Origin of the sequence: Carnobacterium divergens, assembly GCF_900258435.1 — a bacterium.
Lineage (GTDB): Bacteria > Bacillota > Bacilli > Lactobacillales > Carnobacteriaceae > Carnobacterium > Carnobacterium divergens_A.
In genome coordinates this window covers 737,275-762,002 of the sequence record NZ_LT992558.1, presented here as the reverse complement: position 1 = coordinate 762,002, position 24,728 = coordinate 737,275, and the positions used below count along the sequence as shown (strand labels likewise).

The window sequence follows — 24,728 nt, the reverse complement described above, 5'->3', positions numbered from 1 at the left end:
ACGTTCTCGTTCTTTTTTAATTTTTATGCTCATGCATAAGCGTTTTGGCTGCTGCTTCGATATCTTCACATTGCGGAATCGCGGCTTTTTCTAATTCTTTTTGGTAAGGCATCGGAATAAATGCTCCTCCTAAGCGTTTGATGGGTGCTTTTAAGGAATAGAATGCCTCGCTTTCAACAACTATACTTGCAATTTCGCCTCCAAAGCCACTTTCTTTTACAGCCTCATGGACAATCATTAGTCGACCTGTTTTGATGACTGATTTTAAAATCGTTTCTTTATCTAATGGGACTAAGGTTCTTGGATCGATTACTTCTAAAGAAATGCCTGTTGGGGCTAGTTTTTTTGCAACGTCTAGCGCTTTATGGACCATCACCCCTGTAGCTACGACAGTGATGTCCGTTCCTGGTTGTTTAATAGCTGCAACTCCAATCGGAATCGTATATTTTTCGTTTGGAACGTCACAGCTTAGTTTATAGCATAATTTGTGTTCGTAAAACATCACGGGATTATTATCTTCTATCGCTGCGTGTAGCAATCCTTTGGCGTCATAGGCATTGGAGGGCTGAATGACTTTTAATCCTGGAATATGCGCCATCCAATTTTCTAAACTTTGGGAATGTTGCGCTGCAGCACCGGTGCCTGATCCTCCAGCGGTTCTCATTACTAAGGGTACGTTAACTTTTCCGCCATACATATAGTGCATTTTTGCTGCTTGATTCACTAGCTGATCCATAGCAATCGTAATAAAATCGGAAAATTGGAGTTCTATCACAGGACGCATGCCGGTAATCGCTGCTCCAACTGCTGTTCCTGCAATCGCGCTTTCAGAAATAGGGGTGGAGCGGATGCGCTTTTGGCCGTATTTTTCAACAAGTCCTTTGGTTGCACCAAAGCCACCACCATAAACACCAATGTCTTCTCCCATTAGGAAAACTTCTTCATTTGTTGCCAATGCTTCATCTAATGCTTCATTGACTGCTTGGATATAAGTTATTTCTCTCATCACGCACCTCCTATTCTGCATAAACTTGTGTCGTTAAATCACTTAATTCACTATCTTCACTTTTTTCTGCTTCTTGAACCGCTTTTTGAACATTCTCAAAGGCTTGTTTTTTTAATTTCATTAGTTCTTCGTTTGAAGCAACTTGAGAGTTCGTCAATAATTTTTCAGTTAATTTGATAGGGTCTCGTTCTTCTTCCCAACGCAACTCTTCTTCTTTTGTGCGATAAATCCGTTCATCTGACTTTGAATGCCCTTTGAAACGGTAAGTTAGGGCTTCTATCATCATCGGACCATTGCCTTTTCTGGCTTCTTCTATCCCTTGATAAGTTGTATCGAGTACAGCGATTAAGTCATTTCCATCAATCGTTACGCCTTTTAATCCATAGCTTTCAGCTCGTTTGGAGAGTTGAGGGATATTTACCATCTGATCAATTTTACTGCTCATCCCGTATTGATTATTTTCAATAAAAAAGAGTGCTGGAACTTGCCAAATCGAGGCTAAATTTAAAGCTTCATGAAAACTTCCTTCGTTTGTTGCGCCATCCCCAGCATAGCAAATAACTACTCGGTCTTCGCCTTTTAATTGAGCAGATAAGGCGGCTCCAACGGCAATGGGAAATCCTGCACCCACAATGCCATTTGAACCTAAATTCCCCTCTGCTAATTCAGCAATATGCATACTGCCACCTTTACCAGCGTTTGTACCACTTCGTTTGCCGAATAATTCAGCCATCATTGCCGTCATTGAGGTTCCTTTTGCAATGCTGTGACCGTGCCCTCGATGTGTTGAAGTAATCCAATCGGTTTTTCTTAATAAATAACCGGTTCCTGCAGCCGTCGCTTCTTGACCTATTGAAAGATGTGTTGTTCCATGTATTTTTCCTTTTGCAAAAAGTTCTTCTACTTTTTCATCAAAAAAGCGGATTTCCCACATCATTTGATAAATGTTTTTAAAGTCTTCGTCTGACAATCCAGCTAAATTTTTTATTCGACTGGTCAAAAAAACGCCTCCTTTACAAATGTTCCTTCTCGAATCAATTGTAAATAGTATAACGTGTTTTTGAAATTAAGGTCAACTATTCTACTTAACTCTTAGCAATTTTTTAGCTTAATTCCTTTATTTATGCTTCTTGTTGCGCTATTTTTTGGTATAATGAAGTTATTAAATATAAACAGTATCGTAATTTTACTATAAAGGAAGACAAACTATGTCAGAAAAAAAAGATTATTTAAGTCAACAAGCTTATGAACTATATGATTCCACTTCGATGCCTTTTACAAATCAATTTATTTCTCATTTTGCTTTGGGAGATAGCTTGATAAAAAAAATTGGGACTCATCAATCCTTTGGAGCATTGCATTTTTGGACTGCTTCTGAATTAGTAATTTTAGGAATGATGGATACAAAATTGCCTTTTTTCAAGGATGCGTTAAACGTTTTTATTCACCATCAACAACACTTTTTAGTTCGTAATTCGGGTGGTCTGGCAGTGGCTTCAAATGAGGGCGTGTTGAATTTTTCATTGATTCTTCCTGAAGATCCTCTTGTTAAGATGAGTATTACGGAAGGATACGAGTTTATGTTACGCTTGATTCGCCAAACATTTAAAGCGTATGGGAAAACCATTGATGCTTATGAAATTGAAGAATCTTATTGTCCAGGAGATTTTGATTTAAGTATTGATGGGAAAAAATTTGCTGGCATCGCACAGCGCCGTTTAAAAAAAGGTGTGGCAATTATGATTTATCTTAGCGTGACGGGCTCTCAGGATAAAAGAACCGAAATGATTCGTGATTTTTATCAAGTCGGATTGGCAAATGAAACAGTGAAATGGCATTTTCCTAAGGTGAATCCAGCGGTTATGGCAAATTTAGATGCGTTGCTTGAAACCCCTTTAACTGTGGATGGCGTCAAAAAAAGAATTCTTGAAACGTTAAAAACGAATGGCTGTTTGTTAAGCGATGGACATTATGACTTAGAATTGAAAGAAAATTATAAAATGGCTTATCAAAAAATGATTGAACGCAATGAACAAATGTTAGCAGAAACATTCGATGAGGAGCTGAGTAGATGAATTCAATAGCCTATCAAGATCAACTATTGCCAATTGAACAGGTTTTTCGTGATCCTGTTCATGATTATATTCATGTTCAACATCAAGTGATTTTAGACTTGATTAACTCTCGTGAATTTCAACGACTGCGTCGCATTAAACAGCTTGGAACTTCTTCTTTTACTTTTCACGGTGCAGAGCATTCTCGTTTCACTCATTCTTTAGGCGTTTATGAAATTGCTAGAAGAATTTGTGATAAATTCGCAAGAAGCTTCTCTACAAAAATTGAGGGTGACGGAGGCTGGGATGATCGTGAACGTCTAGTTGTCCTTTGTGCAGCTCTGCTTCATGATATTGGTCACGGTCCTTATTCTCATACTTTTGAGCGTATTTTTGAAACGGATCATGAAGCTATTACAGTAGAAATTATTACTTCGCCAGAAACTGAAGTCAATCAAATTTTAAAAAAAATCCATTTTGATTTTCCTGAAAAAGTAGCAAGTGTCATTCAAAAAACCTATCCTAATCCACAGGTTGTTCAATTGATTTCTAGTCAGATTGATGCAGATCGAATGGATTACTTGTTAAGAGATGCTTATTTTACCGGAGTCAATTATGGTACTTTTGATTTAACGAGAATTTTGCGTGTCATGCGTCCTTACAAAGATGGCATTTCTTTCCAAGTATCCGGTATGCATGCGGTTGAAGATTATGTGGTGAGTCGTTATCAAATGTATATGCAAGTTTACTTTCATCCTGTTTCTAGAAGTATGGAAGTCATTTTAGATCATTTGTTAAAACGCGCTAAAAAGCTCTACGAAGATCCTGATTTTGAAATGCTAGGCTCCGTTTCTCTGTTAGCTCCATTTTTCAGAAATGATTTTACACTGAAGGACTATTTAAAATTAGATGACGGGGTTTTAAATACCTATTTTACTCAATGGCGTGAAGAGAACGATGCGATTTTAAGTGACTTAGCTACTCGCTTTTTAGATCGACATCCATTTAAATCAGTTGCCTTCAACAGTGAAACAGATTTACCTGTAATCCGTCATTTAGAAACGTTGATTTTAGAATCCGGTTATGATCCGGTTTACTATACCGCTATCAATAACAGTTATGACTTGCCTTATGATTTTTATCGCCCAGAGCAAATCAATCATCGAACTCAAATTGAATTAGTTGAAGCAGATGGTTCTTTAATTGAGTTATCTAAAGCAAGTCCGATTGTTGCTGCGCTGACTGGTAAAGTTCGAGGAGATGAACGTTTTTATTTTCCAAAAGAGATTATTAAACCCGCTAGTACAAGTGAAGTGAATTTATTTGAACCTTTGTTTAATGAATTTACAAAATATATTGCCAATGGCGCAATTAAAAACCCAATCACATTTCAGGAGGAATCAGATTAAATGAGTATTGAATTAATTGCCATCGACCTAGATGGAACACTGTTAAATCCAGATAAAAAAATCAGTCAAGCCGTGAAAGAAACGATTATGGAAGCAAAAACAAAAGGAATCAAAATTGTTTTATGTACAGGCCGACCTTTGATTGGCGTTAAAGACTTCTTAGCGGAATTGAATTTAGAAGAAGAAGGCGATTTTGCCATCACTTATAATGGGGCTTTAGTTCAAAGCACACATGATGGAAAGGCAATTGTTCACCATACATTAGGTTATCAAGACTTTTTAGCCTTAGAAAAACTTAGCAACGAAATTGGGGTTCATTTCCAAACCTTTGATATGGATCATCTTTATACAACCAATAAAGACATTAGCGAATATACAGTTCGAGAAGCTTTCTTAGTAAATATCCCTTTAAAGTATCGAACTGTTGAAGAAATTGACCCTGCAATCGAAATCAGTAAAATGATGATGATTGATCATCCGGCTATTTTAGATCAAGGAATTTCACAAATTCCTGCTGAATTTAATGAACGCTATACGATGATTAAAAGTGAAGATTTTTATTATGAAATTTTAAATAAAAAGGCAAATAAAGGCAACGCGGTGAAAGATTTAGCTGCTCACCTTCATATTCCTCAAGAAAATGTGATGGCGATTGGTGATAATATGAACGATATGGACATGTTGCACTTTGCAAAATATAAAATTGCTATGGGCAATGCCGTTCCTGCGGTGAAAGAAATCGCTACTTTTATTACGAAAACCAATGCCGAAGACGGCGTTGCACACGTGATTAGAGAACTGGCTTTTCGTTAAAAACCCTAATCAAAAAAGCATGAAATCCTCATTTTTATAATGGGATTCATGCTTTTTTATTGTAGGTTAGTCGCTTTTTTCAGCTACTTTTTATTCTTTTTTGCCTTTTTCAAAATAACTGGTATCGCCAATAGATTCCACTTTAAATTTGCCTTTATCATAAATAATTTTGGTTACACTTGCATTTTTCAACCCTTCTCCCGTATATTTATCCGTCATATCTGACACCATGATATTAATTGACATCCCATGGCCAACCACTAGCACATTGCCTCCACCATTTTTAGCTTCTTTTTTAGCCATTTGTTTTAAGGTAGTCTGCATTCTTGCTTTGATTGTTTTGGCATCTTCCCCCATCTGGTACTCTGTGTCTAATGCACTTACTGCATCGGCTCCTTTTTCGAACATTTCTTTGCCTAGTGGATTATTGTCTAACGTTTCGTAGCCGTAATATTCAGCCATCGCTTTTTTCATATTTTCGTTGAAATCACCTTCAAATTTCCCATAACAAGCTTCTCTTAATGTCTCTTTTGGTGTAATCGCTAATTTTTTTTGACCGTTATTTGCTAATACCAGTTGAGCCGTCTCTCTTGCACGTCCCAAATCACTGCTGTAAGCTGATTTAAACTTAATGTCTTTTAAACCACGACCTAAGTCCTCTGCTACTTCACGACCTTGTTCTGTCAGCGGCGTGTCTGACCATCCTTGCACACGATCCATTGTATTAAATAGCGTTTTACCGTGTCTCGCTATGTAAAAGGTTACCTTTCCATCATTTGAAGACTCTTTTTTAGTTTCTTTTTTCCCACTTGCCTCGTGCCCACTTCCAACAATCATTAAACTAATTCCCGCACCAACCACTATCGCTTTGATAAACTTTTTCATTTATTTTTCCTCCTTTTAAAAAATAAGAAACAATCGTTCTTTAAATATCTTACCACTTTATGTAAACGCTATCAATAGCTTGCGAATAAAAAAACAAGTACTAAAAGTACCTGTTTAATTTTTATCCTTTGAAGATCCCATTTTGAGCGTAGTCACTAGCTTTCATTTCTTGTAAAATAACATGGACACTTTCACCAGCAGCGCCCGTATTGCGAACAACTGCTTCTGTTACCTCTTTGACTAAGTTTTCTTTTTGCTCTTTTGAGCGTCCTTCAATCAATTCAATATGAACAAATGGCATCTAAATCTCTCCTTAAACAAATTATTTTGTTTAAATTATAGCATAAATCTCAATTAAGATTTCCCTATTTGATAAAAAAGCCTATAATGAAAAAGAGAATAAAACAGAATCGGAGGAAGCCTATTGGAAACTGAATTATGCCATCTGCAACAATTAACAGATTCACACATTCAAGCAATCCAAACACTTGAATCAGCACAACAAAAGGAAAATCTTTCTTATAAATTAGACCCTAAAGCTTTTGAAAAAAATTCCCCTCATTACCAACATTTTCTTTATTTTGAAAAAACTGAACTGAAAGGCTACTTATCCGCAAGTACTTTTGATGGAGTTGAAATTGAAGCGAGTATTTTAACTAATAACAATCAAGAAATTGCCATAATTCTTATTAACGCCCTAGTAAACTATGCTAAAGAACAAGAAATTAAAAGAATTCTATTTATTTCGGATCGAAAAGATCCTATCATTCCTGCTTTAATTAAAAAATATGCCGGGGCTTTCTCGTTTACAGAATATCGTTTAAATTTTGATCCAGCTAATTTTAATCAAGCGGATTACTCCCCTTTGGTTCTTCACTCGGCTAGTCAAGAAGATCGAAAACTACTCTATCGTCTTGATCATGAAGGTTTTACACCTCAGGATAAACTAATTTATGACCCCCAAAAAATAGAGGCTCTTGAAATTGAAGGAAATTATATCGCCTATTTAGATAATGAAATTGTAGGAAAAATTAAATTAGACCATTTCCAAGGAATCATTGGGATTTACGGAGTGGTCATTACAAGCGAATGGCAAGGACAAGGACTGGGACGCGCGCTACTAAATCAAGGGATTCAACTTGCAATTGACCAACCATTTCAAAAACTTTACCTTGAAGTCGATAGCCAAAATGCCCGTGCTTTAAAATTGTACTTATCGGCAGGTTTTTACCAAGAAGCAATCTTTGATTACTATGAATTGGATTTATAAAATTATTTTTTGAGCAAATCATTAGGTCTTTTTACATTTTTTCGGTACCATAATAATGTAAAACTAAAGGATTTGAAAGGAGATTATTTTATGTCAGAATCAAAAAAACTTTATCAAGCAAAAGCTATCAACACAGGTGGCCGTAATGGCGAGAGTCATTTACCTGATGGTTCTTTTTCAGTTCGTGTTTCTACTCCAAAAGAAATGGGAGGAAAAGGACAAGGAAGTAACCCTGAACAATTATTTGCTTTAGGTTATAGCGCTTGTTTCAATTCTGCCTTGGAACATATTATGGGCCAACAAAAAATTTCTGGAAAATCAAAAGTCTACGTTACAGTTGATTTAGTAAGTGATCCAGTCGACAATGGTTTTAAATTAGCTAGTGAAATTCAAGTAGCAATTGAAGGCCATGACTTAGAAACAGTTCAAGAATTAGCGGATAAAGCACATGCTTTTTGTCCTTATTCAAAAGCAACTAAAGGAAATATCGATAGCTCAGTTACTGCTGTTGCTTACGAAGAATAGATGCATCAAAAAAGAACCTTCTATTTAAGAAGGTTCTTTTTTTGATTTAATGGATGCTTAAACCATGTTGTGCAAGATACGTCTCAATTGCCCATTTATGGCTGCCTCTTTTTAAAAGGCGATGAGCTTCTTTGATTGGCAACCAATACAGTTTGTTAAAATCTTCCAAAGGCTCCCTCACTTTTTGATAAGATTCCACTACATAAAAATAGCCTGGATTATGATAATGTTTTTTGCGAAACGTCGAGTAGTAGAAATCCTCTGCTTCACCGAGATATGTACCTATGGATACTGTAAAACCAAGCTCTTCCATTACTTCTCTATGCAACGTCTCTTCCTTTGTCTCACCTGGTTCAATTTCTCCACCTGGTAATAAGTACGCACCATTAGGTGGTGAAACAATCATTAAATTTTCACGTGTTTCGTCAAAAATTAATGCATAGACTCCCACTCGAACGGTGTAAGACACTTCTTCAATTCTAGTTCCAAATCGTTTGATTGACATACTCATTCCCCCTATTCTTTTTATTTTATCAGAATAGACTGACTATTTGCTAGTTTAATCCTTTTTATTTATAAATTATTTCCTTTTTTGTCTTTCTTCAACTGATTTTTTTGTTATAATAATTTGAATCCAAAAATCATCGGAGGTGTCCACTTGTTTTTTTTATATCTTAATATAGCTGTATTTTTAATTTTTGCTCTTTCTTATTGGCAAGATCGACGTAAGATTATCAATGGTTTTTTGTTTAATTGCTTTTTATTTTCACTTTTTATCACTCTGTTGTACTTTAGTTTTTCAACCTACAATCGGATTCTAGTAATCATTTCATTAGTCTTTTTAGTTATCTTAGGATTAATAGGACTTTTTGGAGCGTTTGCTTTAATGGTTGCTTCTTTTGTCAATGCTCGAATTTTGATAAAAAAGGAAGGCGCCCGTTTTTCTAATTTTTTAACGTTATTTTTAGGACTTGCTATATTGGGTTTGCTAATTTTATCATCAACGATTCTTGCAAATTATCTACCTGAATTTATGAGGTATGTTACTGGCTTTTTAATTTTATTGTTCTTATATTTTTTATTTAATTTTTTGAACTTTTTTATTGCCTCTTTTATTTACCAAGTCTATCGTCCAAGATTAAACAAAGATTTTATTATTGTCTTAGGCAGCGGATTAATTGATGGGTACATCGTCCCGCCATTATTGCAAAATCGAATCAATGTCGCAATGGATTTTTATCTTAAACAGGCTAAACTCCACACTCCACCTAAGCTTTTATTTTCTGGCGGACAAGGTGGCGATGAAAAAATCCCTGAAGCGGTTGCCATGCAACAATATGCACTAAAAAAGGGCATTCCGATTGAAGATACATTGCTAGAAGATCAATCAGTTAATACATTTGAAAATATGGTTTTTTCTAAAAAAATAATGGATCGTTTAAAGGGTGAGGGTCATTATAAAAGCTTATTTGCTACTAATAATTTCCATCTTTTTAGAGCAGGGATTTATGCCAAACGTGCGGGATTAACCAGTCAAGGGATTGGGGCAAAAACGGCATTTTATTATTGGCCAAATGCTATGATTCGTGAGTTTATTGCTATTCTTGCTTTATATAAAAAATGGCATTTAGCCGTCGTCATTGTAATGGCTTTGATAACCATTGCGTTAGGAATTATTGGTTATATTTTCACTTAATATGGGTATTTCCAATCCTGCGGGGTTGGATTTTTTTTATAAAAAAACACCTTCAAAAAATGAAGGTGAATTGGATGTTGGGAGCTGTTACGTTTTATTTAGTTGAATCGATTCCGATTGTTTTTGATAAAATATTGCTTTGAACAACAAAATAAAGCAAGGCAATCTGAATCGGGGTCATTATCAAATTTTGTAAAATTCTGGCTGGAAAAATCACAATCATTGCTTTGTCATAAATCATTGATAACCACAGCGTGTTTAAGCCCAAGTTAATCACAAGTGTCACCATAATCACAGCTAGTGCTACTCTTAGCAAGGTTTTAGGTTTTTTGTATAAAAAGAAACCATAAACGGCTGCTGTCAAAAATGCAGACAACGTGAATCCTGGGAAAAATGGTGCTGTTCTAGCAAATAGTGAAATCCCAATAATATCGGTCATTGCAACCGCAACGCCAGATAACCAAGGACCAAAAAGCATCCCCATAATGGCAATGGGTAAAAAATCAAATCCAATGCGAACAATTGGGGTCTCAATCGAAACAAATCGAGTTAAAACTAGCTGTAAAGCCATTAATAAACCCATTGTTGCAATTGTTTTTGCGTCTAACTTTTTTTTGAACATTTGAAGATCTCCTTTAAGAGCTCCCACACATAAAAACTTTATGCAGCGAATGCAAAAATAAAACCGCAAATGATTGTTCAATCATTTTTCGTCTGTGAGCAACATCCCATCCCAGCAGCACTTAACGCTTTATTTCCTACTCTGTTTATTTTTAGATTTTCTCGTATGAGAAAATCCTCTCTTACTATAGCATATGGTTTTCATAAGTTCTACTTTATTTCACTAAGTCATTTATTTTTTATTTTGTTGTTGACAAATTGACAACTGACCTGTATATTAAGAATCAAGTTAACAAATAATGAGAATATCATTAAATCACAATGAAAAGGAAAGTACGTTTTACAAACACTTATAGAGAGCCCTGAAAGATTGCTGAAAAAGGGTAGTGGGAAGAAAGCTGAAAATGGCCTTGGAGTGAAGCAGTTGAATTGTAGATTATCTACTTTAGATTGCTACGGGAGCACCCGCTATCGTGCCACAGTATGCAAAGTCTAGTTATTTTAAGTACTGGTTAAGGTAAAACGAGCAATCGTTTTATAAAAAAAGGTGGTAACACGAATACATAATTGTACTCGTCCTTTAAATGATTGAAATCAATCATTTAAAGGACGAGTTTTTTTATTTTATATCGATAAACGCAGTGACGAGAAAAGTACACTTGAAATTTCATTCTAACAGAGAGCCTGTATGATGCTGAAAAGGGCGAATGAAAAGCAAGTCGAAAATGGCCTCTGAGGCGGGATACCGAGTGGATTTTCCATTAGGCTATCATGGGTGCACCCATTAACGTGCTAGAGTATCGGAAGCATGTCTTCTCGTACTTGATAAGGGATTTCTTGTAAAGGAAATCTAAAAAAAGGTGGTAACACGAACGTTGAATTCGTCCTTTTAAAATCAATTCAAATTGATTTTAAAAGGACGTTTTTTTATTTTAAATTATCTTGAAGGTGGGAATAATATGATTCAATTAGAACAAGTAAGTGTCACATTTAAAACAAAAGATCAACAAATCACGGCTGTCGAGCAAGTTGACTTAACCGTTGAAAAAGGCGATGTCTTTGGAATTGTCGGCTATAGTGGGGCTGGAAAAAGTACGCTCGTTAGAACCATCAACCTGCTCCAACGTCCAACTAGCGGAAAAGTAATCGTTGCTGACCGCGATCTTTTAAGCCTCACGCCTAAAGAACTTCGAAGGGCACGTAAAAAAATAGGCATGATTTTTCAACATTTTAATTTAATGGCTTCTCGAACAATTGCTGATAATGTGGCTTATCCTTTAAAACATTCATCATTATCAAAAAAAGAGCTGAATGAAAAAGTCTCTGGTCTACTTGAATTGGTTGGTTTATCAGATAAAAATAACGCGTATCCTTCCCAACTTTCAGGAGGACAAAAACAACGTGTTGCCATTGCTAGGGCTTTAGCAAATGATCCTGAGGTTCTCCTTTGTGATGAGGCTACTAGCGCGTTAGATCCCAAAACAACGTCCTCAATCTTAACGCTTTTAAAGGAGCTCAATCGAAAATTAAATTTGACGATTGTGATTATCACTCATGAAATGCAAGTTGTAAAAGAAATTTGCACTAAAGTTGCGGTAATGGAAAAAGGCCGTGTCGTTGAAGAAGGAAATTTAGTCCAAATTTTTACCCAGCCTAGAAAACCCATCACTAAAGATTTTATTAATACTGCGACTCATGTAGATCAAGGATTAGAAACTATTTTAACCCATCCTAGTTTGTTGGATTTACAGCCGAACGACATTCTTGCGAAAGTTTCTTATGTAGGTGCTACAACAAGTGAGCCTTTGATTGCTCATCTCTATTCTCAATTTACAATTTCGACCAATATTTTATTTGGCAATATTGAAATTTTACAAGACACTCCGATTGGGAATTTAATTGTTATCTTTTCAGGGGAAAAAATCAAACGTGATCAAGCACTCGCTTATCTGGTTTCTAAAGATATTAAAGTCGAAATAATTGAACATCAACAAAACGTTATTTCGTTGCCACGCAAACAAAAAATTAGTTAATTTACAAAAGGAGTGAAAACAATGTTGGATTCATTAGCTAGCTATTTTAAAAATATTCCCCCTTTAAAAGAGGAATTTATTGAAAGTACGATTCAAACGTTATACATGGTCAGCGTTACAGCCATTATTGCAGGAATTTTAGGAATTATCTTAGGGGTAATCTTAGTTGTAACAGATGCTAATGGGATTCTAGAAAATAGAGGAATTTACACCACTCTAGATAAAATCATTAATGTCTTTCGGTCAATTCCATTTATTATTATGTTAGCCGTTATTGTTCCTTTTACACGCCTACTAGTAGGAACTTCCATTGGCACCACAGCAGCAATTGTTCCTCTTGTTATTGGAACGGTTCCCTTTTTTGCTAGACAAATTCAAAACGCCTTAGTTGAAGTTGACTCTGGCGTGGTTGAAGCAGCTCAAGCGATGGGGTCTAGTCCTTTAGAAATTATTTTCCGCGTTTACCTAAAAGAAGGGTTAAATGGTATTATTCGCGCTTCTTCAGTAACCATTATTAATTTAATCGGACTAACTGCCATGGCTGGAGCAATTGGAGGCGGTGGATTGGGAAATTTAGCTATTTCAAAAGGATACAATCGATTCCAAAATGATGTCACGCTCGTGGCAACTTTAATCATTTTAATTTTAGTCTTTATTAGTCAATTTATCGGAAATTTCTTAATTAAACGAACAAGCCATTCTTAAAAAAACAATTAAAAAGGAGTTTTACAACATGAAAACAATAAAAAAATTAACGATTTCTACTTTACTAATTTTAGGTGCTTTCTTCATTACGGCATGTGGCGGTACGCAAGCAAAAGAAAAAACGACTACGGTCAAACTAGGTGTTGTTGGGGATGATTCTGATGTTTGGGATGATGTTAAAGAGCGTTTAAAGAAAGACAATATTCAATTAGAAATTGTAAAATTCACAGATTACACACAACCGAATGCCGCTTTAAATGAAGGTGAAATTGATCTAAATTCTTTCCAACATCAAATTTTCCTGGATTCTTACAACAAAGACCACGGAACAGACTTAGTCCCTATTGGGGAAACTGTTATTGCGCCATTAGGTATTTATTCTGAAAAGATTAAAGATGTAAAAGAACTAAAAAAAGGAGATATTGTGGCCATTCCAAATGATGTTACTAATGGTGGGCGCGCGCTTTTATTGCTACAAACAGCCGGCTTAATCAAAGTAGACCCTGCTGCTAAACAAACACCCACAGTTAAAGACATTACCGAAAATAAACTCGATCTTGAAATTAAAGAACTTGATGCTGCTCAAACTGCTCGTTCATTAAGTGACACAACGGTTTCACTCATTAACAGCGGAATGGCTGTCGATGCAGGCTTTGTTCCTAATAAAGATGCGATTTTCCTAGAACCAGTAAATGAAACATCAAAACCTTATATCAATATCATTGTTGCCAAGAAAAAGGATAAAGATAATAGCATTTATCAAAAAATCGTTAAAGCTTATCAGTCCCCTGAGACCGTTAAATTACTTGAAAAAACAACTAAAGGTTCCTCTACACCTGTTTGGGAAGATGCTAAAAAATAACCACAAAAAGGATGAAAAATATGACAATCAATTTAATTGAAACAGACTTAACAACTGAATTAAAAAATGGTGCTGCTGAAGTTATCGCATTACGTCGGTATTTCCATCAACACCCCGAAGCAAGTTTAAAAGAATTTGAAACCATTAAACGCATTAAAGCTGAACTTACGAAAATTGGGATTCCATATGAATCAGTTGGTGAGACCGGTGTCCTTGGAACCATTCAAGGTGGACTTGGTGAAGGAAAAACTATTTTGTTACGAGCAGATATTGATGCCCTTGAGTTGGCAGATGCAAAAGATGTTCCTTATAAATCAGTGCATCCAGGTTTAAATCATGCTTGTGGTCACGACGGACATACCGCTGCTTTACTTGGCGCAGCGAAATTATTAAAGAGTCACCAATCTGAATTTTCAGGAACCATTAAACTCGCTTTTCAACAAGCCGAAGAAATCGGTGCTGGGGCTAGACAGTTTGTTGAGGGGAATTTTGTTCAAAATGTAGATCAAGTTTTTGGACTCCATTTGGATTCAAGTGTTGACGTTGGCAAACTTGTTACGACTAAAGGAGCTACAAATGCTTCTTGTGATATTTTTAAACTTACGATTAAAGGAGAATCTGGACATGCTGCTAGGCCAGATTTAGGAAGAGACGCACTCTTAACAGCTGCAGCTATTACGGTTGAACTCCAAAGTATTGTGGCTAGAGAAGTCAGCCCCTTAGACAACGCGGTGGTGGCTGTTGGTGTTTTAAATGCTGGCACTCGCTACAATATTATCGCAAATGAAGCTTCGTTAGAAGGAACGGTCCGTACTTTCAGCCACGAAACGCGCCATTTCGTATTAGACGCTGTTAAACGCATTGCAACTGACGTAGCGAAGGCTCACCGCACCTCTTTAAGCTTTGAAAATTATAATGCAGCAGCTCCCTTGATTAATCACCCTGTTGCAACTCATTTTGCTGAACAGATTGCGAATGATATGGTTGGTGCTGAAAATGTGATTACTGATAACCCGAAAAGTTTAGGAGCAGACGATTTTGCCGATTTTCTAGCCGTTAGTGAAGGAGTCTACGCACGTGTTGGAACTAGAAATCCTGAAAATCCTGACACTTGGTATGGTCATCACCATGAAAATTTTGATATTGATGAACGAAGTTTAGTTTTAGCAACCGAATTTCACGTTCGATACGCTCTTAATTATTTACAAAAATAATCTTATCTGATGGAAAAGGCTCAGTTACTAATTCATAGTAGCTGAGCCTTTTAATTGTTAAATGTCTAAAATTTTAGTTTCAACCTCATTGGTTATCGTTCGCCAATCTGCAAATCCTACTCCCAAACCTCTTAATAATATTTCTCCAGTGCCGATATTGGTTGCTAACGGAATCTCGTAAACGTCACTTAATCGAATTAATGCAGTCACATCAGGTTCATGAGGCTGGGCTGCTAATGGATCTCTTAAAAAAATCACCATATCGATCTTATCTTCTGAAATCAGAGCACCGATTTGTTGGTCGCCTCCTAATGGGCCTGATTTAAATCGATGAACGGCTAATCCCGTTTCTTCAATAATTCTTAAACCAGTTGTACCAGTTGCATAAAGAGTATGCTCTTTTAATATTTCTCGATAAGCCGTGGTTAATTCAATCATCAGCTTTTTTTTACGATCATGTGCAATTAATGCAATATTCATTTCAATCCCCCTAATTCATTGTAAGCCCTTTTAAAAACTATATCATATAACTCAAATTTAATAAACACCTCTTAGAAACACTTCAAACCAAAGGTTATTAATCATAACACCGATAATTAAATAACACAAAAATGAGAATAAGATTAATCTGGAAGCGCTTCTAAATAAAGACATTGCCACTGATTTGATAAAAAAAGATTATGTGTTTATCATTTTAATTTCAGCTTTTCTAGCTATACTACCTAAGTAGTCCAAACTAAATCTTTTTTATTTTTATTACTCTTTTCTCCCCCTATTGAAAAGAGTCACTCCCCCTAGCTACCTCTTTGAGAGGTAGCTTTTTTTTGTAGCTTTGTTTCTTTTTCAGTTATCAATAAAAGTAGCTTTAGTTTTTCTTAAGAAAAATAGCAAACTTTGGTCATAGTTTCTTCATATTTATTGGGTATTATTATCTTACAACCAACAAACAACCAACTTTTTTATTTTTCATTTACCTTATACTCCTCCAAAGTTAAGGTAACCAACTCCTTTTTGGCCACTCCCAGTGAGTGGCCTTTTTTATTTAAATAAAAAAATCCATTTAATAAATGGATTTCGTAACTTTATTTCAAATTAGATTTACAGCATTTAAACACAATAAATTTAATGGCAATCGCCACTAACACACCACAGGCAAAAATATCTAAATAATAAAACAAACGATTGGCTTGGTAAACGGTTGTATCACGTAACACCACGCTAATTAAAATAATCGAAACAATCGCCATAAAATTTGTTGTTTCATAATAGGGTTGCTTTTTAGAGAATGGATTCGACTTAATAAAGTGAACAATAGAATGCAAAACAATTCATCTTCTTTCCATAAAATATAAATGCGTCATTTCAAACAAACACCATATTAACACAGAACAATTAGAGAAGATAGTCCTTTTACTTAAAAAAAGAAATTGTCAAAAAAAGAAGCTTCTTTCGCACCTATACTAACCTATTTCAGCTATATTTTTTTATTTGAATCTCCTTTAATTAACCAATTTTCATATCTTTTAACGTCAAAAAAGGTTTTGTTCAACTCTTGATTCAATTCTGCTATTACTTTTGTGACTAAGGGAGAAGTATTTTCTTCTGTCAAATCCTTGATTGCCACCCAAATTGGTCCAAAAGAATCATTTATTTCTTGACCGAGCTTGGGAAGTTTGTCATTTTGCTTGATAACGTCTATCGTGTATAGCACAAAGATGTGGTGAACAACTCTATCGGTCTCTTTTTCTTCTACAAGGACATCGTAACACCTAACGTTTCGATAGTTTTCAACCCTGTAGCCTGTCTCTTCCCAAACTTCTCTTATCAGCGTCTCTGTTAACCCTTCACTTCCTTTTTGGCTTCCTCCTGGCAAATCAAATCGATTCTTGTAGGGACCTGTTTTCTTTTGAATGCAGAGCAAATGCTCATTTACATACGCTACACCATACACGCCAAAATGTTTTTTATGGATTGTCACCCTTGATTTCCCCCCTAAACTAAACAACTTGAAGGATTCTCTTCAAACGCTTTATTCCCTCAAGTTATTTACATCCCTTAGCTCTTTTTGGATTAGAAATTTCTTTATTTTCAATACTCCATTGTTTCATTTACTAGGATAGCCTTATTTTCAATTTGAGACAATCGTTGACACCGTATAAAAACAAATACAGCCAATAAAAAGCCTACTAAAGTCACTCCTGCATTAAAAATCATAACCAATCGAATATTGATTTCACTCAAGCTTCCTGTTATCAGCGGAATCAACATTACTGAAAAAGAGGTCATTAAAGTATAATAACTTGTCATTTGCCCTTTGTTCTTTGGAAATAGCTGCAACAAAAGTGTTAACGCTAATTGCCAAATTCCTCCTGATGAAAACAGACCGATTCCAAAAGCTGCAATGCTTGCTCCTATCTCTGTTGGAAAAAGAAGAACAAATCCCAACACTAAAAAAGAAGCCATTGTACAACTTAAAATCACGACAATTGGTTGAACCCATTTTTTGACAATAAATGCTGTTAGAAAAACAGAAATTAATGATCCTGTACTGTATAAACTAATCAACATCAACGAATTGCCTTTTGCCATACCCGCTAGTTGCTCCGCGTACTGTGGCAACCATAAAACAATAATATTAAAGGTAGAAACGGACGTAAAGCCAAATAAAATCAAAGCCACCCCTTCGAGCCAAAATTTAGACTTTTCATTAGTGGTTTGAGTTGAAACATACTCTCGTTCATCCTCTACTGATTGAATCGGAGGAAATTTCTGTTGCGACATAACGAGTAGATTGGCACAAATAACTCCTAAACACAAAATAAAGCTGATGCCATAATAAAGTTGATGGGTTAACAGCGCCCCTACTAAAATCGGTAAAATAAACTGACCCGCTGAAATAAAAGCTTTATTTAAAACGCTCATAAAGCCACTGGAAGCAGGATAGGCTTCCATCAAAGCTGGATAAGTTCCGGTATCCAATAACGCATTGGCAAAGCCTGCAAATAAGGTAAAAAAACTTGCAACCCAAATAGAATTGCTGATTAAGATACCGCCAAAAAAAACAACATAACTCGCCATTCCCATTAAAACAATCCGTTTGCGACCAAATTTATCTGACATTCGTCCAGCAAAGTATAAAATCAAAATACGACCTAAACCAATTGAAGAGATTACCAAAGACATCCCTGTCGCTGTCGTACCAAATTGTTTCATTAATGGGGTCATATTTTGCGCTAAAATAATGGCTGCCATTCCTTGCAAGATATAATTTGTATACAACGACATGACGGTTGGAAAATAAGGATTTTTACGCATCTTGGTTTCTCTCTCCTATCAGTTACTATTGGTTTTAAATACTATCGTGTAGAACCTTTAACATTGAACGTAACTCCGCTACTGGAACTTGACCAGGTGCAGATGCTTGTTTTGCTGCTCCAAAGGTCATAGCAGAACCAAAAGTTTCACCCGCAATACGGCTGACAACTCCCATGCCTCCCATTGACATGGTGACGATTGGACGATCTGCATACTTTTCTTTCATTGTATTGGTTGCAGATAACAACGTTAGCACATCTTCTGTTGACGTTGGCATAACAGCAATCTTACAAATATCTGCTCCCAGTTCTTGCATTTTGCGCAATCGGTTGATGAGTTCTTCTTTTGGAGGCGTCTTGTCAAAATCATGGTTGCACATCACAACTTTCACTTGATGATTTTGTGCTTTAGCAACAGTGGCTTTCACTTCAGCATCTCCCATAAATAATTCGATATCAACTAAATCCACTAAACCACTTTCCATCATCATTTCATTTAATTGGAAATAATAAGTTGATGGAACCTCTCGTTCGCCGCCTTCTTTTTTTGTTCTAAATGTAAATAAAATCGGTGTTTCTTTTAAAATCTCTCTAATTTTAACGCCAACTTCTTTGACTGCTGTTAATTTTTCCACTTCTTCAAAAAAATCAACACGCCATTCAACTATATCTAAATCCATCGCTACTAACGTACTAGCTTCTTCAAGCAATTCAGCTACTGTTTTCCCAACCATTGGAACACATATTTTAGGTGCTCCGCTACCTAATGTGACATTTTTTATCGTAACAGTTTTCATTCCAATTCATCCTTTACGTTGCATTTTTTAGAATAACAACTCATTTTATTTTGAAAATACTTTATTATACCTTACGTAAATAATAATCGCTAGCACAAATCCAACTAAAGCAATCCCAACATCAAACAACATAATATTAGCGACACTTGTTTTAGACATTTGTCCGGTAATTAAAGGAATTGTAAAAGATGCAATACTTCCTGCTGTGTAGAAAATACCGGTAACCGTCCCTTTACCTGCTGGGAACATCTCTGACATCACTGTTAAACCTAATTGCATGACGCCACCAGCAGCGCTGAATCCAATCACAAATGCACCAATCATGCAGACAAGAGGCGTTGGGAATAACCATAGGATCAATAAGGATACAAAGGAAATAAACGTATAGATCACTAAAAATTGAATAGGTTTGAACATTTTTTTAACTAATGCTGATGTTATAAAAACACAAACCAGTGAGCCAATACTGTAATAACTAATTAACGCTCTAGAGGCAGTGTCTCCCATTCCTGCAACTTCTGATCCATATTTCGTCAACCATTGACTGACAAGATAAAAGGTAGCTTGTGAGATATAGCCATATAAAATAAAACACAGACCTTCAACGGCAAATTTCACTTTTTTAACTGGCTTTGCTGCTACTGTTTGAGCTTCTTCCAATTCCGCTTCTTCATTAACGGCTTTGCCTTTTTGATCTGGGAAAGGTTTATTAAAAAGATAAATCGCATTTACTACAAAAATAGCAATGGCAATCACAAAAGACCAGCCATACCAAGCTCCTGTTGAAATAAGTAATCCTACAATCAATGGCAAGGCGAATTGACCTGCTGAAATAAAGGCTTTAATAATAACATTCGCTGTTCCAGGTGATTCTGGAAAAGATTCCATTAACGCTGGATACGTGCCTGAATCCATAAAGGAATTGGCAATCCCAGCTAATATTCCAAAGAAATACGCGACTGCAATACTTGGACTAAATAAAATTCCGACAAAAAAAGCAACGTAAGTCAACATTCCTAGATACACAAAAGGCTTTCTTCCAAATTTATCCGATAATGCTCCTGAAACAAATAAGACTAATAACCGTCCGATTCCAAGTGAGGAAATTACAATTGCCACTCCAGCATCATCTGTTCCCCACTGACTTCCCAATGCTCCCATATTTTGAGCTAAAATCAAAACTCCCATACCATGCACGAAGTAGTTGATATACAGACTAATCGCTGTGGGCATATATTTATTTTTCATTATTAATCTCCTTATTTTATATTTGTTTATTATTTCACAATGATTATTACTTCTAGTTAATAATACCTACTTTTATAAAAGAAGCCCAAACCTACTGATTCAGGCCTTTTTATTCAATAAAAATTTAATTAAATAACAACTCACGAATATAATCAACAGGCATTTCTTCCCCTGTCCATAATTCAAATGCTGCTGCACCTTGCCACAGCATCATCCCTAATCCGTTTACCGTTTTACAACCTTGTTCTTTGGCTAATTTCAATAGTTTGGTTTCACTTGGAACGTAGACAACGTCAGCAACAACCAGCTCTTTGCGTAACATTGTTGGATCCGTAATTAAACTTTCCTCTTGTAAGGGTTTCATGCCAACACCTGTTGCATTGGTAAAAATAGCACTTGTCGCAATTTCTTTGCGTAGTTGTTCTTCATCAGTAATATCGTATAAAGTTGCTTTACAATCCGTTTTTTCATTAATCATTGAAACGGTTCGTTCGGCATTTTTGTAGAAATCATCTTTACGATTAAAAATAGCCAACTCCTTAACGCCATCCAGTGCCGCTTGGATACAAATAGCCGTTGCCGCTCCTCCTGCTCCACAAATCGTCATTTTCTCTCCGATAATCGAGACATCTGCTTGTTGTAAACCACGCATAAATCCTGTTCCATCTGTAATATGTCCCGTTAAAACCCCATCATCATTGACGATTGTGTTAACGGCTCCCACCATTTCTGCAGCTGGAGACAATTTATCCAAATGGCTTAAAACAGCTTGTTTATTCGGCATTGAGATGTTTGAACCGCGCATGCCTAGCGCACGAATGGCTTGAATGCCATCTGCTAATTGATTGTTTCCAACTTCAAAAGCAAGATAAGCATAATCTAAACCTAATTTTGCAAATGCTTCGTTGTGCATAGTTGGCGATAAGCTGTGTCTGATTGGTGTTGCCATTAATCCAATTAAAATGGTGTGTCCGTTTAATCTTTCTGTCATGTTAAGTTGCTCCTTTTTTATTAACGTTTATTGGTAACTATAGTGTTTCAATGATTGACGACTCTTTTCTCGGTCTACTTGATGAACGGTTGTTAAAATATCGCGAGCCTCTTTTGTTCCTTCATATATACGGCGGGCTACTTTGCTATCGCCGAGATTGACAACTGTTGCGCCACTCTCTTTTTGGTAGTCCATCAAAGGTTCCATTAATGGATGATATGCCTTCATACCCAAGCAAACAAAGCCTAAGTCAAAAGGAATATCGACTTCTTCTCCCTGTTGCATGACTGTAAAGGAAGCTTCATTTACTTGTGTCAATGCTGTTTCAGTATACGTAGCCACTCCATGACGTTGAATAATGTCCATCATTGAGATACGTGTAATCATATCTAAATCTTTACCTAATGTTGGTTGCATTTCAACAATCGAAACAGATTTCGCATGTCGTTCTGCATAATACTCTACAACATCTAAGCCGACTGCGCCACCACCGATAACAGCAATTCGTTTTCCAGTAAATTCTTGGAAATTTTCCATATTGTTTAGTAAATCAAAAATTGAAAATACCTTACGATTTGGGTTTGCAAGCTGTTCTTGCAAACCTTTAATTGGAGGCAATAAAGGTTTTGCGCCTGTTGCATTCACAACTATATCCGGTTTAATTTTTTCAATCATTTCTACTGTTGCTTTGGTCTGTAAGTGAATCGTTAAGTTGGGCAATTGTTTGGCTCTCTCTTTTAAATAAAGCACATAATCATCAATTCTTCGCTTATCAGGTAAGCGAGCGATTTCATGTGCTAAGCCTCCTAGATAAGCTTTCGCTTCAAATACTATTACTTCAACACCAACCTCTGCTGCCGTTGTAGCTGCTTCAAGAGCTGCAGTACCACCGCCAATAACGACCATCTTCAGATGATTTTTTACTTGATGCTCTTTGTAGGCATCCTCGTAAATCACATCTGGATTAACCGTACAACGTAAGGGACGAGATTTGGCAATGCGGTGATCTGCGCATCCAATATTGCAAGAAATACACTTACGCAATAACTGTTCTTCGCCATTTTTCACCTTATTGACCCAGTTTGGTTCAGCAATTAACCCCCGACCCATTGCTAATAAATCCGCATCGCCTTTTAGTAAAATATCATTGGCAATTTTAGGACTGCGGATATTTCCTGAGGTAATCGTCACTTTGCCAAATTTCTCCTTCACAGCTTTTGCCATATAAGAGCGCCAACCATCAGCCAAGTTCATTTGATCGATTTGATATTGAATGCTGTCATTTAACGCTGCCGAAACATTTAGAATGTCAATCTCTTCTACAAAATAGGTTAATAAATCTAGGGTGTCTTCTAATGTATTTCCACCTTCTAATAATTCATCCGCACTAAAACGGAGACAAATCGGGTAATGTGGGCCAACCGCTCTTCGAACTTCCTCAACAATTAATTTGGCAAAGCGTGAACGATTTTCTGGGCTTCCGCCAAATTCATCTGTTCGTTGATTGTACAGTGGCGATAAGAATTGGCTCACTAAGTAAGAATGGCCTGCATGAATTTCAACACAATCAAAGCCAGCACGTTGCGCGCGATTGGCTGCTTCACCATATTTTTTTACGATTTCTAAAATCTCTTCTTTTAAAAGAGGACGAGGAACGGCATTTCCTTTTTTAGAAGGAATATTGGAAGCTGAAACAGCTTGTTTTCCTTCTAAGCGTAGACCATATGCTGAGGCTCCCGCATGATTGATTTGAACGGAGGTACAAGCACCATACGAATGCATGACTTCATTAAATTTCCATAAGCCAGGTAGATACTGATCATTATCAATTCGGAGCTGCGTCGTTCCATTAGTTCCCATTGGGTAGTCGATACAAGCGTTCTCTAATGTAATCAAGCCCGTCCCGCCTTTTGCACGTTGTTCATAATAGGTAATATGTTCATTGTTGAACGAACCGTCCATATTGGCGAAATTGGTTCCCATCGGAGGCATAATCACACGATTTTTAAGTGTCATACGTTTAACTGTCAATGGTTCAAAAATTGCTTCATAATTTTCCATTTATTAAATCCTCCTGTTAAATCCATTAATATAACGATACATTGTTCTTTATTTCACAATTAAATTGTAACGTGAAACTTTCTATTAATCTAATGCATATTTTTGTATTTATTGATAGAATAAAACTATCAATAAATACAGAGAGGTGCTAAAATCATGAATTTGAAACAACTTTATTATTTTAAAACATTGGCAAGAATCCAACATATGACACAAGCTGCTGAAGAATTAACAATTACTCAACCTAGTTTGAGCCATTCGATGGCTGAACTTGAAAAGGAACTTGGAACTTTTTTATTTGAAAAGCAAGGACGTAACATTCGTTTAACTAAATACGGCGACTTCTTTTTGTCCTATGTAGAGCGTTCGCTGGATGAATTGGAACGTGGTGAAAAAGCCTTAAAAGAATTAACCAGTCCAGACAAGGGCCACATTGATTTAGCTTTTATCTATACTTTAGGTGCTCATTTTGCTCCTCTTTTATTAAAAGAATTTTCGACTCACCCAGACTATCAACAAATCTCATTTTCATTAAGTCAAGGCAACACAAAAGACCTACTAACTCATTTAAAAAATGAGACCATTGATATCGCTTTATGCTCTATGGTGGTTCCTGATGAACAAATCCATTTTGAACGAATTGCAGAAGAAGAGGTCGTACTAATTGTTCCAATTCATCATCCTTTAGCCGAACTTGAAGAGATTGATTTAGCGGACACGGCTCCTTATCCATTTGTCTTTTTTAATAAAAAAAGTGGCTTACGTCCTATTGTTGACAGTATGTTGGCTGAAGTAAATATCACACCTAAAATCGTTTGCGAAGTAGAAGAAGATCATACTTTAGCTGGTTTTGTGGCTTTTGGACATGGGATTGGTATTTTACCTCGGATAGCAGCATTGGATCATTACGCGGTTAAAATTATTTCGATTAAAAACCCAAGCTACCATCGCTTTATTTATGCAGCTACCTTGAAAAACCACTATTTAGCACCTGCTACACGCTTATTTCGCGATTTCGTCGTAAATTATGGCCAAACATTTTTTCTTCATAAATCTTAATTTTATCCATAAAAAAGAGCTTGGGACATAAGTCTCAAGATAAATAAAATAGAAGACCGAAAATCGCAAAAAGGATTTTCAGTCTTCTATTTTTTCGATTATTGGGAGAATCACCCTTGTTTTCTGGCTTATTTAGCCTATATTTTCTTAAATTTACAGCCATTA

25 protein-coding genes, 1 riboswitch and 1 other annotated feature are annotated in these 24,728 nt (G+C 36.1%); of the genes, 11 read left to right on the top strand and 14 right to left on the bottom strand.

Annotated features, from left to right (window positions below; all coding sequences use genetic code 11):
• Positions 1–16: 16 nt before the first annotated feature.
• Positions 17–1,006 carry an alpha-ketoacid dehydrogenase subunit beta gene (locus tag CDIMF43_RS04005; protein WP_074402327.1) on the bottom strand — a complete coding sequence of 330 codons (990 nt, stop codon included), beginning with the start codon at positions 1,004–1,006 and terminating at the stop codon, positions 17–19.
• 10 nt (positions 1,007–1,016) lie between these two features.
• Positions 1,017–2,006 carry a thiamine pyrophosphate-dependent dehydrogenase E1 component subunit alpha gene (locus CDIMF43_RS04000; RefSeq protein WP_109841258.1) on the bottom strand — a complete coding sequence of 330 codons (990 nt, stop codon included), beginning with the start codon at positions 2,004–2,006 and terminating at the stop codon, positions 1,017–1,019.
• Between the two features lie 208 nt (positions 2,007–2,214).
• Here CDIMF43_RS04000 and CDIMF43_RS03995 point away from each other — a divergent pair, with 208 nt between their 5' ends.
• Genes CDIMF43_RS03995 through yidA form a run of 3 tightly spaced genes read left to right on the top strand, consistent with a single transcriptional unit; the run spans position 2,215 to position 5,282 of the window.
• On the top strand, positions 2,215–3,081 hold the full coding sequence (locus tag CDIMF43_RS03995; RefSeq protein ID WP_109841257.1) for a lipoate--protein ligase family protein: 867 nt from the start codon (positions 2,215–2,217) through the stop codon (positions 3,079–3,081).
• Complete coding sequence (locus tag CDIMF43_RS03990; RefSeq protein ID WP_109841256.1) at positions 3,078–4,469, top strand: HD domain-containing protein; 1,392 nt, start codon at positions 3,078–3,080, stop codon at positions 4,467–4,469. The genes CDIMF43_RS03995 and CDIMF43_RS03990 overlap by 4 nt, the downstream gene beginning before the upstream one ends.
• Complete coding sequence (yidA, locus tag CDIMF43_RS03985; RefSeq protein ID WP_109841255.1) at positions 4,470–5,282, top strand: sugar-phosphatase; 813 nt, start codon at positions 4,470–4,472, stop codon at positions 5,280–5,282.
• 90 nt (positions 5,283–5,372) lie between these two features.
• On the opposite strand, the gene CDIMF43_RS03980 is transcribed toward yidA, so the two are convergent.
• Positions 5,373–6,167, bottom strand: coding sequence for a histidine phosphatase family protein (locus tag CDIMF43_RS03980; RefSeq protein ID WP_074402322.1), 795 nt, complete (start codon positions 6,165–6,167; stop codon positions 5,373–5,375).
• 121 nt (positions 6,168–6,288) lie between these two features.
• Entirely contained in the window at positions 6,289–6,468 is a 180-nt protein-coding gene (locus CDIMF43_RS03975) for a 2-hydroxymuconate tautomerase (protein ID WP_109841254.1), read from the bottom strand.
• A 123-nt stretch (positions 6,469–6,591) separates the two neighbouring features.
• On the opposite strand from CDIMF43_RS03975, the gene CDIMF43_RS03970 reads away from it, so the two are divergent.
• Positions 6,592–7,437 (top strand): GNAT family N-acetyltransferase, encoded by an 846-nt coding sequence (locus CDIMF43_RS03970; protein ID WP_162532907.1) that lies wholly within the window; start codon positions 6,592–6,594, stop codon positions 7,435–7,437.
• Between the two features lie 90 nt (positions 7,438–7,527).
• Positions 7,528–7,962, top strand: coding sequence for an organic hydroperoxide resistance protein (locus CDIMF43_RS03965; RefSeq protein WP_074402319.1), 435 nt, complete (start codon positions 7,528–7,530; stop codon positions 7,960–7,962).
• Positions 7,963–8,008: 46 nt separating this feature from the next.
• Here CDIMF43_RS03965 and CDIMF43_RS03960 read toward each other — a convergent pair whose 3' ends face one another.
• The gene (locus CDIMF43_RS03960; RefSeq protein ID WP_109841252.1) at positions 8,009–8,467 is read right to left on the bottom strand and encodes an NUDIX hydrolase; all 459 of its coding nucleotides are present in this window, start codon (positions 8,465–8,467) and stop codon (positions 8,009–8,011) included.
• 153 nt (positions 8,468–8,620) lie between these two features.
• Here CDIMF43_RS03960 and CDIMF43_RS03955 point away from each other — a divergent pair, with 153 nt between their 5' ends.
• Positions 8,621–9,658 carry a YdcF family protein gene (locus tag CDIMF43_RS03955; protein ID WP_074402317.1) on the top strand — a complete coding sequence of 346 codons (1,038 nt, stop codon included), beginning with the start codon at positions 8,621–8,623 and terminating at the stop codon, positions 9,656–9,658.
• Between the two features lie 94 nt (positions 9,659–9,752).
• Here the strand turns inward: CDIMF43_RS03955 and CDIMF43_RS03950 are convergent, their stop codons facing one another.
• A complete protein-coding gene (locus tag CDIMF43_RS03950; protein ID WP_109841251.1) occupies positions 9,753–10,280 on the bottom strand; it encodes a folate family ECF transporter S component in 528 nt (175 codons plus the stop codon).
• A 41-nt stretch (positions 10,281–10,321) separates the two neighbouring features.
• Positions 10,322–10,426: riboswitch (THF riboswitch) on the bottom strand.
• Positions 10,427–10,591: 165 nt separating this feature from the next.
• Positions 10,592–10,863: a binding site (T-box leader), on the top strand.
• Positions 10,864–11,238: 375 nt separating this feature from the next.
• Here CDIMF43_RS03950 and CDIMF43_RS03945 point away from each other — a divergent pair.
• From CDIMF43_RS03945 to CDIMF43_RS03930, 4 genes are read left to right on the top strand one after another with little or no spacing between them, the layout of a single operon-like run.
• On the top strand, positions 11,239–12,312 hold the full coding sequence (locus CDIMF43_RS03945; RefSeq protein ID WP_109841250.1) for a methionine ABC transporter ATP-binding protein: 1,074 nt from the start codon (positions 11,239–11,241) through the stop codon (positions 12,310–12,312).
• Positions 12,313–12,333: 21 nt separating this feature from the next.
• Positions 12,334–13,017 carry a methionine ABC transporter permease gene (locus CDIMF43_RS03940; protein WP_034571693.1) on the top strand — a complete coding sequence of 228 codons (684 nt, stop codon included), beginning with the start codon at positions 12,334–12,336 and terminating at the stop codon, positions 13,015–13,017.
• Positions 13,018–13,045: 28 nt separating this feature from the next.
• A complete protein-coding gene (locus CDIMF43_RS03935) occupies positions 13,046–13,879 on the top strand; it encodes a MetQ/NlpA family ABC transporter substrate-binding protein (RefSeq protein WP_109841249.1) in 834 nt (277 codons plus the stop codon).
• Between the two features lie 11 nt (positions 13,880–13,890).
• Positions 13,891–15,093, top strand: coding sequence for an amidohydrolase (locus CDIMF43_RS03930; protein WP_162532906.1), 1,203 nt, complete (start codon positions 13,891–13,893; stop codon positions 15,091–15,093).
• Between the two features lie 57 nt (positions 15,094–15,150).
• On the opposite strand, the gene mgsA is transcribed toward CDIMF43_RS03930, so the two are convergent.
• From mgsA to CDIMF43_RS03890, 8 genes are all read right to left on the bottom strand, one after another.
• On the bottom strand, positions 15,151–15,573 hold the full coding sequence (gene mgsA / locus CDIMF43_RS03925) for a methylglyoxal synthase (protein ID WP_109841247.1): 423 nt from the start codon (positions 15,571–15,573) through the stop codon (positions 15,151–15,153).
• A 602-nt stretch (positions 15,574–16,175) separates the two neighbouring features.
• Positions 16,176–16,415: a hypothetical protein gene (locus CDIMF43_RS03920; protein WP_074402313.1), complete on the bottom strand. Its 240-nt coding sequence runs from the start codon at positions 16,413–16,415 to the stop codon at positions 16,176–16,178.
• 152 nt (positions 16,416–16,567) lie between these two features.
• The gene (locus tag CDIMF43_RS03915) at positions 16,568–17,071 is read right to left on the bottom strand and encodes an NUDIX hydrolase (RefSeq protein WP_199198146.1); all 504 of its coding nucleotides are present in this window, start codon (positions 17,069–17,071) and stop codon (positions 16,568–16,570) included.
• Between the two features lie 110 nt (positions 17,072–17,181).
• Entirely contained in the window at positions 17,182–18,408 is a 1,227-nt protein-coding gene (locus tag CDIMF43_RS03910; protein WP_109841246.1) for an MFS transporter, read from the bottom strand.
• Positions 18,409–18,442: 34 nt separating this feature from the next.
• On the bottom strand, positions 18,443–19,204 hold the full coding sequence (gene aroD, locus CDIMF43_RS03905; protein WP_109841245.1) for a type I 3-dehydroquinate dehydratase: 762 nt from the start codon (positions 19,202–19,204) through the stop codon (positions 18,443–18,445).
• A gap of 45 nt (positions 19,205–19,249) precedes the next feature.
• On the bottom strand, positions 19,250–20,452 hold the full coding sequence (locus tag CDIMF43_RS03900) for an MFS transporter (RefSeq protein WP_109841244.1): 1,203 nt from the start codon (positions 20,450–20,452) through the stop codon (positions 19,250–19,252).
• 124 nt (positions 20,453–20,576) lie between these two features.
• On the bottom strand, positions 20,577–21,443 hold the full coding sequence (locus tag CDIMF43_RS03895) for a shikimate dehydrogenase (protein WP_109841243.1): 867 nt from the start codon (positions 21,441–21,443) through the stop codon (positions 20,577–20,579).
• Between the two features lie 27 nt (positions 21,444–21,470).
• A complete protein-coding gene (locus tag CDIMF43_RS03890) occupies positions 21,471–23,504 on the bottom strand; it encodes an oxidoreductase (RefSeq protein WP_109841242.1) in 2,034 nt (677 codons plus the stop codon).
• Between the two features lie 156 nt (positions 23,505–23,660).
• Here CDIMF43_RS03890 and CDIMF43_RS03885 point away from each other — a divergent pair, with 156 nt between their 5' ends.
• Positions 23,661–24,563 (top strand): LysR family transcriptional regulator, encoded by a 903-nt coding sequence (locus CDIMF43_RS03885; protein ID WP_109841241.1) that lies wholly within the window; start codon positions 23,661–23,663, stop codon positions 24,561–24,563.
• Positions 24,564–24,728 lie beyond the last annotated feature (165 nt).